The sequence below is a fragment of the Streptomyces sp. NPDC004658 genome (genome assembly GCF_040609555.1).
Taxonomy (GTDB): domain Bacteria; phylum Actinomycetota; class Actinomycetes; order Streptomycetales; family Streptomycetaceae; genus Streptomyces.
Genome location: NZ_JBEXKG010000200.1, coordinates 1 through 11,757 on the forward strand (window position 1 = coordinate 1; position 11,757 = coordinate 11,757).

8 protein-coding genes are annotated in these 11,757 nt (G+C 73.4%); 3 read left to right on the plus strand and 5 right to left on the minus strand.

Translation table 11 applies throughout. The features are described 5' to 3' along the window. Nucleotides 1-200: 200 nt before the first annotated feature. From ABZV94_RS36610 to ABZV94_RS36620, 3 genes are all read left to right on the plus strand, one after another. Nucleotides 201-638 (plus strand): hypothetical protein, encoded by a 438-nt coding sequence (locus ABZV94_RS36610; RefSeq protein WP_356348465.1) that lies wholly within the window; start codon nucleotides 201-203, stop codon nucleotides 636-638. A 113-nt stretch (nucleotides 639-751) separates the two neighbouring features. Next, nucleotides 752-1,915: a pyridoxal-phosphate dependent enzyme gene (locus tag ABZV94_RS36615; protein WP_356348448.1), complete on the plus strand. Its 1,164-nt coding sequence runs from the start codon at nucleotides 752-754 to the stop codon at nucleotides 1,913-1,915. Continuing rightward, nucleotides 1,912-3,153 (plus strand): MFS transporter, encoded by a 1,242-nt coding sequence (locus tag ABZV94_RS36620; RefSeq protein WP_356348450.1) that lies wholly within the window; start codon nucleotides 1,912-1,914, stop codon nucleotides 3,151-3,153. The genes ABZV94_RS36615 and ABZV94_RS36620 overlap by 4 nt, the downstream gene beginning before the upstream one ends. Nucleotides 3,154-3,449: 296 nt before the next feature. Here the strand turns inward: ABZV94_RS36620 and ABZV94_RS36625 are convergent, their stop codons facing one another. The 5 genes from ABZV94_RS36625 to ABZV94_RS36645 form a co-directional block, all read right to left on the minus strand. After that, the gene (locus ABZV94_RS36625) at nucleotides 3,450-5,375 is read right to left on the minus strand and encodes a cellulase family glycosylhydrolase (RefSeq protein WP_356348452.1); all 1,926 of its coding nucleotides are present in this window, start codon (nucleotides 5,373-5,375) and stop codon (nucleotides 3,450-3,452) included. A gap of 139 nt (nucleotides 5,376-5,514) precedes the next feature. After that, nucleotides 5,515-7,434, minus strand: coding sequence for a glycoside hydrolase family 97 catalytic domain-containing protein (locus tag ABZV94_RS36630; protein ID WP_356348454.1), 1,920 nt, complete (start codon nucleotides 7,432-7,434; stop codon nucleotides 5,515-5,517). 51 nt (nucleotides 7,435-7,485) lie between these two features. After that, on the minus strand, nucleotides 7,486-9,807 hold the full coding sequence (locus ABZV94_RS36635) for a Tat pathway signal sequence domain protein (protein ID WP_356348457.1): 2,322 nt from the start codon (nucleotides 9,805-9,807) through the stop codon (nucleotides 7,486-7,488). Between the two features lie 269 nt (nucleotides 9,808-10,076). Then, complete coding sequence (locus tag ABZV94_RS36640; protein ID WP_356348459.1) at nucleotides 10,077-11,219, minus strand: lectin; 1,143 nt, start codon at nucleotides 11,217-11,219, stop codon at nucleotides 10,077-10,079. A gap of 103 nt (nucleotides 11,220-11,322) precedes the next feature. Next, nucleotides 11,323-11,757: RlpA-like double-psi beta-barrel domain-containing protein (locus ABZV94_RS36645; RefSeq protein ID WP_356348462.1), on the minus strand; the 435-nt coding region annotated here is incomplete at its 5' end.

An 11,757-nucleotide genomic window follows, 5' to 3' on the forward strand; every position in this document is an offset into this window, starting at 1 on the left:
ACCGGATGGGCCGCGGGTGTCGGCCGTGAGCAGGGGCGGGCGGGCGGCCCGGGTGCGGGGCGCACGGCGCCCGGGCGCTCGCCGTGCGGGGCGTCGCCTCCGGCGTCGGCAGCGGTGGGTGCCGACACCCTCGGCCGGACGAATCGCACCGCCGTCGATGTGACATACCGTCACCGCGTGATTACTGTGGGGCCGTGATCATGTCGTGGGGCAGCAGTGACGGACGCGCGGGGCGCTGCCGTCGTGCCGCCCTGCTGATCGGGCTGGTCCTGGTGATCGCCGCCCACCTCACCGGCGCGGTGCACGCCTGCTCCTTCGCCGGCCCGGACCCGAGTGCCCTGGTCCCGAGTGCCCTGGTGACGCAGGATGTCCGGCAGGTCGCGGACGGGGCGGACGTAACGGGTTCGGACGGGCCTCCCCAGCACCGGCACGCGGCGGACGGGCACGCCGACCACACGGCGGACCGGCCGCGTGCCGCCCTGGACGACACCGCTCTCGACGACGAGACGCACCAGCCGCTCCTTCCCGCCGGGTTCCGCGGGCACGTCACGCACACCGCTGGGCGCAGGCCCCCCGGCGCCGCCCCGTCCTGTGCGGGCAGCACCTCGCTCGCGCTCGTCTGCGTGCTACGGCAGTAGGCCCGCGCCCGCACGCCCCGCCACCCAAGGCGGTCCGGGGCGTGCCCCGCGCGCCAGCCCCCACTCGCACAGCGCCCGCCGCACGGCCGCCGGGCGCGAAGGAGCCGTACGCCATGCATCCCTCCCTGCCCGACTTCCTCCCCACGGCCCTCCCCGAAGTTCTCCCCGAACCCCTGCCCGAGCCCTTCCGGACCCGCACCCCCCGCCTCCGTACCGCACGACGCCCCGCCCACCTCGTCGGCGACACCCCGGTGCTGTGGGTGGACGAACCCTTCGCCCCGCCCGGCCGGGGCTTCCACGCCAAGCTGGAAGGCGCCAACCCCGGCGGCCTCAAGGACCGGCCCGCGCTGCACATGGTCCGCGAGGCGCGCCGGCGCGGTGACCTCGCGCCGGGCGCGCCGATCGTCGAGTCCTCCAGCGGCACCCTCGGCCTCGGACTCGCCCTGGCGGGGCTGACCTACGGCCACCCGGTGACGGTCGTCACCGACCCCGGTATGGAACCGTCCATGGCGCGCCTGCTCACCGCGCGGGGCGCACGCGTCGTCCAGGTCACCGCCCCGCACCCCGAGGGCGGCTGGCAGGAGGCGCGCCGCGCGTGTGTCGCCGAACTGCTGGCCCGCACGCCGGGCGCCTACTGCCCGGACCAGTACCGCAACCCCGACAACGCCGCCGCCTACCGCCCCCTCGCGGCCGAGCTGATCGCCCAACTGGGCTGGGTGGACGTCCTGGTGGCGGCGGTCGGCACGGGCGGACACTCCGCAGGCGTCTTTGCCGTACTGCGGGAGGCGTTCCCGCGGCTGACGCTCATCGGAGTGGACTCGGTCGGATCGGCGATCTTCGGCCAGCCGGCCGGACCCCGGCTGATGCGCGGCCTCGGCTCCAGCATCCACCCCGACAACGTCGCCTACGCGGCCTTCGCCGAGGTCCACTGGGTGGCCCCGGCGGAGGCCGTCTGGGCCTGCCGCCAACTCGCCCGCCGCCACTACGCCTCCGGCGGCTGGAGCGTCGGAGCGGTGGCGCTGGTGGCGGGATGGGCGGCGCGGACGTACCCCGCCGGGACGAGGATCGCCGCCGTCTTCCCCGACGGACCGCACCGCTATCTGCACACGGTCTACGACGACGCCTGGTGCCGCGAGCACGGCCTCCTCGGGCGGACACCGCGGCCGGAGCCCGACGACATCGCCGAGCCGGACGCGTGCGTGGTCACCCGGTGGACGCGGTGCGGACGAGTCCGGGACCCGCTCGCGCGCGACCTGACGAAGGCGGGTGCACGGTGAAGCGGCCACGGCTGCCCATGGCCTCCTTCGACCGGCCGGCCCGGCTGCTGATGGTCAACCAGTTCGCCATCAACCTCGGCTTCTACATGCTCATGCCCTACCTGGCCGACCACCTGGCGCACGGCCTCGGCCTCGCCGCCTGGGCGGTCGGCCTGGTGCTGGGGGTGCGCAACTTCTCCCAGCAGGGCATGTTCCTCCTCGGCGGCACCCTCGCCGACCGCTACGGCTGCAAGCCGATGATCCTGACCGGGTGCGCCCTGCGCGCGGTCGCCTTCGGACTGCTGGCGGTCGCCGCCTCGCTGCCCGCGCTGGTGGCGGCGTCGGCGCTGACCGGCCTGGCGGGCGCGCTGTTCAACCCGGCCGTGCGCGCGTACCTCGCGGCGGACGCCGGCGAGGAGCGCCGGGTGGCGGCGTTCGCCGCGTTCAACGTCTTCTACCAGGCGGGCATCCTGGTCGGTCCGCTCGCCGGACTGGCCCTGCTGACCTGGAACTTCAGCGCGGTGTGCACGGTCGCCGCGGCCCTCTTCGGCGCCCTGGCGGTGCTTCAGTCCCGCGCCCTGCCCGCCCGGCCCCCCGCCGGCCGCGGCACCGGACCCGCCTGGCGGGCGGTCGCGACCGACTGGCGCACCGTCGCCGCCAACCGCCCCTTCCTGCTCTTCGCCGCCGCCATGAGCGGCTCCTACGTCCTGGCCTTCCAGGTCTACCTCGCCCTCCCGCTGCACGCCCGCGCACTCTTCGGCCAGCGGACCGGATGGGTCACCGGCGCGGTCTTCGCCGCCTCGGCGCTGGCCGCGCTGGCGGGCCAGTTGAAGCTGACCGCGTGGGCGCAGCGCACCCTGTCCGGGCCGCAGGCCGTCGTGTGGGGGCTCGTGGTCATGGGCGCGGCCTTCCTGCCACTGCTGCCCCGCTCGTACGGCGCGTCGGCCGGGCTCTGCGCTCTGACGGTGTGCGCGGTCCTGCTGGCCTGGGGCGGGGCGCTGCTCTACCCCTTCGAGATGGACACGGTGGTACGGCTTGCCGGCGACCGGCTCGTCGCGACGTACTACGGCGCCTACAACACCGCCTCCGGCATCGCGATCTCGCTGGGCAACCTCGCCGTCGGAGCGCTGTTCGACACCGGGGTGCGATGGCTGCCGTGGGCGGCCCTGGCCGCGACCGGCCTCGGCTGCGCCGGCCTGGTCGCCCGCCTGCACCTGGGCGGGCACCTGGGGGCACGGCCGGCTCCGGTGCCCGGATGACGTGCCGCGGTGCAGACCCTCAGCCCCGACGGCCCCCGGGACGTCCCCCTGCGACCGGGCTCGGTCGCATGGTGCACACCGGGCACCGTGCACTGCATGGTGGGCGGCGCCGGCCTGCGCGTCATCGTGCTACTCGACGCGCTGGAGACCGGGGACCCCGCCGACCTCGCGCAGGCCACCGTCTACGAGAGCGGACCCACCCGGCTCGCGGGCCTTCGGGATGTGCGGTCGCCGCGACGAGTACGTGCTGCCGGGGACGACACTGCCGTACGACGCCGACTGGGGGCGGCCGTTGGTCAGGGCAGGGCGCGGCACAGCAGGGCCGCCGGACCGGGGCGGCTGCCCACGCGCGTGGTGAAGGCGATCCCGGCCGCGTACTCGGTCGCCGCGCACTGGCCCTTGAAGGCGCCGTACGCGAAGTCCCCGCCGGCGCCGTCGGCGGGACGGCTGTCGGACCGGTCGAACCACACCGTGCGGCCGGCCCCCGGCAGCGCGGTCCGTGCCGGGACGCACAGCGCGGCCGACACGCGCTCTCCCCGCACGCTGTAGCCGATGAGGAACTCTCCAGTGGGGCACTGGTACTTGGTGTACCCGGACGCCCAGTCCCCGCCGGCCGGCACGTACCGTTCGTCGGTGACGACCGTCTGGCGGGCGTCGGCGCCGCGCAGCCCTCCCGCCCCGGCGTCGGTGCACAGGCCACGCCCTCCGGTGTGGCTGATCCCGGCCAGTCGCGTACCGTCGGGACAGGCCGCCTTGCGGGCTCCCGGGTCCCAGTCTCCCGTGGCGCGCACCCGCGGCGACGCCACCGCGTCTGCGTGGTCGGTGCTCAGCATGCGCCAGAGCGGGACGGACGCCACGGGACCGGTCGCGCCCGGCGCGGACACCAGACGCTGCCACGCGGCGGTCCGCCAGTCGCCGGGGTCGAGGATGCCGGAGCGGTGCCCCGCCGTGTCGTAGCGCAGCAGGGCCCAGTCGTCGTGGCCCTCGAAGCCGACCAGCGGCCAGAACGCGAAGTCGGCGTCATGGTCGGCGAAGTAGTCCGTGACATTGCCGAACCAGGTGCGGGCCGCCGCGTTCGTCTCGCCCGATCCGACGCCGAACTCGCTCACCCAGACGGGCGCGGTGTGGTGCCGGCCGGTCTCCTCCACGAAGAACGCCTCGTCGTCCAGGGCCGCGGCCAGCTCGGCGCGGGACAGGTCCTGGTAGCGGGCGTCGTGGGTCTCGCCGATGCCCGTGGCGCCGCTGTGGCGGGGGCCCGTGTAGCCGTAGAAGTGGGCGGAGTAGACCAGTTTGCGGGCGTCCAGCAGGGTGTGCGAGAGGGTGCGCGCGGGGGCGAGCACCGGCCGGCCGTGGGGGAGGCCGTCCACGGGTACGCCGGTCCAGTTGATGCCCTCGATCACGATGAGGAGGCGAGGGTTCGCCTCGGTGAGGATGCGGTCGGCCGCCAGCCGGGCCGCGGCGTACCAGTCGTGGTCGTCTCCGAGCCCCCAGTTGGGGTCGTCCAGTACGTCACGCCGGACCTCGTTGTACAGATCGGCGCCGACCACGCGCGGCACGGACGCGTAGCGGCGGGCCATGAACACCCAGTCGTCCGCCCACCGGGCGGTGGACTGCCCGCTGTTCCACCGCTCGTTGCCGTCGATGCCGCAGCACCACCGGGAGGTGTTGGTGTGGTTGTTGAGCACGACGGCGAAGCCGCTCTCGCTGAGCGCCTCCACCACGGCGTCGTAGATCTCCAGCGGTGTCCTGCCGCGCAGCCGGGGGTTGGCCGCGACGGCGCCGTCGGGTACGGGTGCCGTGCTGTGGATCATCTCGTTGGAGAACGGCAGCCGGATGGTGTTGATCCCCAGCTGGTGGAAGTCCGCGAGGAGTTGGGGCAGTGGTACGCGGTCCAGGCCCAGCGGTATGCCGTGCGAGTCCTGTCCGGCGTGGTGGTCGGCCGGGTCGGCGGCGCTGCCGCTGCCGGTCCAGGAGCCCTGCGCTCCGTCCCAGTTGGCGCCCTTGAGCCTGAAGCGGTCACCGTGCGCGTCGACGACGTACCGGCCGCGGGTCGACAGCGGCGCGGACCAGGCGGCCTGGTCCGGTGCGTCGACGGCGACCCGGGCGGGAGCGGTGCGCGGCGGTACGGCGGCGGAGGCCGCGGTGGGGGCGCCGGTGGCGGCCGTGAGGAGGAGTCCCACGGCGGTGGCGGCGAGCCGCAGCGCGGCTGGTGGCATCGGCATGAGGGCAGCCCTTGGGGGTCGGAGGCGGGGGAGCCGGGCGGTGACCGGTCGAACGGCACCGCCCGGCCGCAGTGCCGCCCACCACCGTGCCGGGAAGGACCGAGAAGGTCCATACCTGCGACAGCTGCCGACGACGGCCTCAGCGGTGGCAGGTGCCGACCCCCGGGTGCCAGCGGCAGGCGATCCCGGCGAAGCCGCCGCCCGCGACGACATCGACGCCGAGCGTGTCACCGCCGCGCACCACCTGCCGGTCCTGGACCAGCCCGTCGGTGCCGTCCCGGACCGTCTCGACCAGCCACCGTCCGGACCCGAGCCTCAGCGGCACCTCGGCCCTGCGCGCGGGACCGGCGTACACCCCGCCCAGGAACCAGCGGTCGCCGCTGCGCCGGGCGAGGACCGCCTCCTGCCCGGGCGTGCCCGCGAGCAGCCGGGTGTCGTCCCAGGCGGCGGGCAGTTGTCCGAGGAAGTCCCGGGCGAGCGGCCGGGCATCGTACGACTCCGGGCTGCCCGCGAGCATCTGCAACCCCGACTCGTAGACGACGGCGAGACCGGTCTCGGCCGCGTCGGAGTCCGGCCGCTGGCCGACGCGCTGGAAGCCGCCCGGGGTGAAGTCCATGGAGCCGAGGACGTTGCGGGTGAACGGCAGGGTGGTCAGGTGGGCGGACGTGTTGGTGCGCTTCTCCTCGCCGCCGACGCCCTCCATGGTCATGACCTGCGGCCAGGTGCGCTGGATGCCCTTCGGAACCGTGGATCCGTGGAAGTCGACCATGAGGTGGTGTTCGGCCGTCTCCCTGAGGATGGCGTCGTACCACTGGAGCATGGACTGCGACTCCGCGTTCATGAAGTCGATCTTGACACCCTTGACGCCCCACCGCTCCAGCGTGGGCAGCCACTGGGCGCGTTCCTCGGGGGTGTCCAGGTCCCGCTGGTGGATCCAGACGATGATCCCCACCCCCTTGGCCCGCGCGTACGCGGTGAGTTCGGGCAGCCAGCTGTTCGTCCGCCAGTCGGGGTCGGTGGTGTCCCACTGGTCGCTCCTGAAGTACCAGCCCGCGTCGACGGCCTCGTACGGCCAGTGCCGCGCGGCGGCGTAGTCGACGTACGCCTTCTGCGCCGTGAGGCTCTGACCGGCCGCGCGCCCACCGGCGAGCCAGGTCCACAGCGCGGTGCCGGGCCGGATCCACGAGGTGTCGGCGACCCGGGAGGCGGGGGCGAGGTCGTCGGTGAACGTGGACCGCGTGACGGTGGCCAGGCTGCCGGTGACCATGGCGCGCCACGGTGTCGCGAGCGGACCGCCGCCGCTGCGCACCCGCTCGTCGGCGAGCGTGACCCGGTAGGTGCCGCTGCCCTGCTCGTGCGCGAGCCGGGCACCGGAGTAGGCGCCGGTCAGGCCGGACTCGGCGAGCAGCGTGTAGCCGCCGTCGGTCGCGAACAGCGCCTGGTCCGAGTAGGAGCCGGTGGGGGCGGTTCCGGCCGAGTACGCGGCGAACTGCCCCTCGTTGTCGGCCCGGTAGGGGCTGAGCCATGCGCGCGCGTCCGCCGGCAGCGTGAACGCGGAGGTCTCGCCGAGCACGTCGCCGTACCCTCCGGGCAGCACGTACCGGTAGGCGACACCGTCGGCGGCGGCACGGACGACGAGGTCGAACCGGGCGCCCGCGGCGGTGCGGAACGACAGCCGCGTCTCGTTCATCAGGGACCGCCGGTCGAGCCGTTTGCCGGACGTCGTCCGGTACCGCTCGTCGACCAGCCGGTCCGTGCGGCGCACGAAGCGCAGGCCCTGCGAGAGGTCGGCCCGCTCGGTGCGGATGCCGACCGGGGACGGCTCGATGACCGTCCGCCCGCCGCGCGACACCGACAGGCCGAGGGTGCCGGTGCCGTCGTCCAGGGACACGCGGACGCGTGGTGCCGTTGCCGCCGCGCCGGGTCCGGGCGCGGACACCGTCCAGACGTGCGGGGTGGAGCCGGTGTCCTGGCCGGCCCGTGCGGGGCCGCCGCTGAGAAGTGAGGCCGCCAGTCCGGCGCACAGCGCGGCGACCGCGGTCCTGATAGGAACCGCCATGAAACCCTCCCGGGTGGTGGGGTGGAGGTGGGCGAGGGGTACGGACGGCCGCTACGGCAGTCCCCAGGCCGGACCGGGTTCGCTGACGGCCACCGGGGCGATGAGCAGGTCGGGGCGGGACCCGGAGTGGACCAGCACCTCGCGGCCCTGGGGCAGGTCGATGGCGAGGGTGCCGTCGCCGAGGTCCCGGGTGTGCGCCGGGGAGCCGTCGTCCAGCAGCACGGTGAGGGTTCCGCTCAGGCCGTGCCGGAGCTTCAGCGGTTCGCCCGCCAGGCTCCTGACCCGGATGAAACGGGTGACACCCGCCTTGCGGACGGCGCTCACCAGGAAGGCGCCCTGCGTGCGGAAGTCGTGCAGGGTGACGTCCGCCCAGGCCGAGGGGACGGCGGGGAAGACGCGGATCACCCCGCCCCAGCTCTGGCAGAACATGTCGTGCAGCGACTGCGAGGCGGACAGCGGGGTCTCGATCACCGGACCGGCCTCGGTGTAGTGCGTGTTGGCCCGGCACGGGTAGCGGGTCGTGGGGTCGAAGAACTTCCGCAGATAGCCGAGCGCGGTGTCGCCGTCGCCGGTCATGGCGTGAATCGACGCCGCCCCGGTGTAGCTGTAGCCTCGGTGGGCGCCGGTCAGCGCGTGCCAGTGGGTCACCGACTTCGTGATCAGCTCGCGGTTCTCGGGCTGGTCCCAGTTGACCAGGTACAGCGGGTACACCATCAGCAGGTGCGAGTAGTGCCGGTGGGACTGGGCGTACGGGGTGTCGGCACCGATCATGAACCCGTTGTCGTCGACCGGGTACGGCGTGAGCCGGGCCAGCACGTCCCGCCAGCGTGGCGCCGACTCGTCCTGGATGCCGAGCAGTTCGGCCGACTCCAGCAGCGTCCGGCAGCCCCAGCGGATCAGCGCCAGGTCGTAGTTGGTGTCCTGCGGCGGCACCACGGGGTACTCGGGCGAGAGCGTGCTCGGCAGGTGGAGCTTGCCGTCGCTGCCCGGGGTGAGGAAGTGCAGGTAGTAGGTGATGGCCCGGCGCAGCACCGGGTAGATCGTGTCCCGCAGCAGGGACTTGTCCATGGTGTGCCGGTAGGACAGCCACACGTTGTGCAGCGCCCAGGTGAGGTCGCCCGTCTCGGCGCCGGTGCCCGGCTCGCCCACGGAGCGGTTGGCGAACATGTCGGAGCTGCGGCCGATCCCGGAGCTGTCCTTGCGGTAGGCGGCGGGCACGTTGGCGATGAGCTGTTCCTGGTTCTGCCGCAGCGTGCCGGCGAGCGCGTCGAGCTCCAGGTGGTTGGAGCCGTGGATGAGCCAGTACTCCAGCTGGACGTTGAGGTTCCACCAGACCGCCGGCCAGGGCGTCGGCTCCAGCCAGGGCCCGCTGGTGGCCATGACGGGCCCTCCCGCACGGCTGGCGGAGGCGACCTTGTACAGCTGGATCCAGTGGAAGCTCTGCAACCGCTGGTCGGGGAAGGACACGAAGCTCTTCCGGTAGAAGGCGTGCCACCAGCGGACGTGCCGCCGCCTGAGGGCCGCGTACGACGCGCCACGCCGCAGGTTGCGCAGCGAGTCGGCCTCGGCGGCGGTGCCGGAGGGGAAGCTGTGGCCGACGCTGAGCAGCAGCTCGTCCCCGGTGCGGCGGTAGGCGGTGGCGGTCTGCCCGCCCCCGGTCAGGGGCTGGAGCACCTGCTCCGTGCCGTCGGCGGCGGTCCGGGTGGTCCAGGGCGGGTTGCCGGTGTAGCCGGCCGGCGGGGCCTCCTGGATCTTGCGGGGGCTGATGGCCTCCTCGGGGTGGAAGGTCCAGGTGACCCGCTCGCCGCCGCTCGCCGTCGCGCGGACGGCGAGGACCTCGTCGTGGATGAGGGCGGCCAGGGTGAGCGTGCCCGCGGTGGTGGTCACGGTGCCGGTGAGCTCGGCGTTCCACAGGCTCAGCCGCCAGTCCACGGCGGTGATGGTGCCGATGGGTTCGAGGGTGAGGTGGCCGACCGGCAGCCGGCAGGTGCCCCAGCCGCTGCCGAACTCGGGCCGGTGGTCCTGGACCCGGCCGTGCTGGACGGTGAACCGGATCTGGTGGGTGTCCGGCTCCCGGTAGATCATGCTGCCGAGCAGCCCGTCGCCCAGGAAGGGGCCCTCGTACCAGAGGGCGGGCAGTCGGCTCCACAGCAGGTCCTGGCCGCGCAGGAACGTCTCCCAGGCGCTGTCGTCGGCCAGGGCGGACCGGAGCCGCCACGGCCGTCTGCCGCCCGCGGGGCCGGCGTCCCCGCCCGTCCCCGCCTGTTCCGCGTGCGCCGCCCCCGGCAGGGCCGCCACCGCGGCTCCGCCCAGCGCGGTACCGAGCACGGACCTCCGGGCCACCGGTGAGCGCTTGTCCGACTGTGAGGTCATCGTCGTCCTCCAGACCTGACGGATCGCCGATACATCGGGTGTATCGGCGAACCTAGGTACCTTGCGTGCACCTGTCAATCGCCTGAGCGGTGAACGAATCGGCCAACTACACCCAACACATCGGATGTCTCAGCGGTTTGTGGTCGGACGTTGCCCAGGAAAGGGGTTGCGGCCCGCCGGCCTGCGGAACCCGGTGGCGGCACGAGGAAGCCCCCGGCGCGGGGGCCGGTCCGTGCCGGCCCGCGCGCCAGGGGCGTGCTGGAGGGGTGTCAGCAGTACAGGTTGCCGCCCGGGCTGACGCCGAGGATCTGGGTGAACCGCTGGTAGGCGTCGACGCGGCTCTGGACCTGGGCGGGGTTCTTGCCGTCGCATTCCAGGGAGCCGTTGATGCTGCGTATGGTCTGCCCGAAGCCGGCGCCGTTGACCATGGCGTTGTGCGGGGTCATCGTGCCGGGGCCGGACTGGGTGTTCCAGTACCACAGGCCGGTCTTCCAGGCGACGGCGGAGTCGTTCTGCACCAGCCAGGGGTTGTTGAGCAGGTCGATGCCGAGGGCGTCGCCGGCCGCCTTGTAGTTGAAGTTCCAGGAGAGCTGGATGGGGCCGCGCCCGTAGTAGGCCGCCTGTCCCGCCGGGCAGCCGTACGGCTGGCTCCAGTCGCAGTAGTGCGGGTAGTTGGCGGTGTTCTGCTCGACCACGTACACCAGTCCGCCGGTCTCGTGGCTGACGTTGGCGAGGAAGGCGGCGGCCTCCTGCTTCTTCACGGTGTCGCTGCCGGTGTTCGCGAAGCCGGGGTAGGCACTGAGGGCGGCGGTCAGGCCGCTGTAGGTGTAGAAGGGGTTCCGGTTCGGGAACATCTGGTTGAACTGGGCCTCCGAGACGACGAACCCGGAAGGCGTGGTGCCGCCCCCACCGCTCGCGGGCGCGTTCCACTTCTGGTTGGCGCCGCCGGTGCAGCTCCAGATCTGCAGCCGGGTGCCGTTGGCGGAGTTGTTGTCCCGCACGTCCAGGCACTTGTTCGCGGCCGGGTTGACGATGTCGTGCGCGGCGGTGACCACCCACTGCTGGTTGGCGCTGCCGGAGCAGTCCCACAGCTGGACGGCGGCTCCGTCGGCCGTGCTGCGGTCGACGACGTCCAGGCACTTGCCGAGCGCCCGCAGGGTGCCGTCGCCGGGATTGGACCACCGCTGGGCGTTGGTGCCGTTGCAGTCGTAGAGCTGTACGGCGGTGCCGTTGGCGCTGTTCGCGCCCGCCACGTCGACGCACTTGCCGGCGAGGCCGGTGATCTGCCCGTCGGCGGCCTGGGCCGGGGTGACGGCGAACAGCACACCGAGACAGGCGGCGACGGCGGCGGCCAGTATCCGTCCGAGGCGCACGTGTCTCCTCGGTGTCGGTCCGAAGTACGGGACATTCATGGGGGATTCGCTCCAGTTCACGGGGCGTACTGCGAAGGGAGGAAGCGCTGCGGGTGCGCGGGCGGCGCAGGAAGTCCGGCCGGCGACTACGCGCCCCGCCGGGTCAGTTGAGAACGGTCTGCGTGACGACGATGTGTCCGGCGTCCGGGTTCAGGCTTCCGCCGAGCCGGCTGAACGCACCGTCGGTCAGGTCGAGGCACTTGGGCTCCTGTGGGGTCTGCACGAAGGTGCCCCGGTCGTTGATGCGGACCACCAGCGACCGTCCGTTGGCCACGTTCGTCACCTGGACCCGGGTGCCGAACGGCAGTTGCGGCTGACGGCTGAGCGAGGTCGCCGCCGTGTCGGCGTTGTTGTCGAAGACCTCGCCGCTGGCCGTGAGGGCACCGGGCGGCTGAGGACCGTAGTGCGTCGCCCAGCACTGCTCGGCCGGCTGCTGCGCCGCTGCGGGCGCGTTCCACTTCTGGTTGGCGCCGCCGGTGCAGCTCCAGATCTGTATCCGGGTGCCGTTGGCGGAGTTGTTGTCGGTGACGTCCAGGCA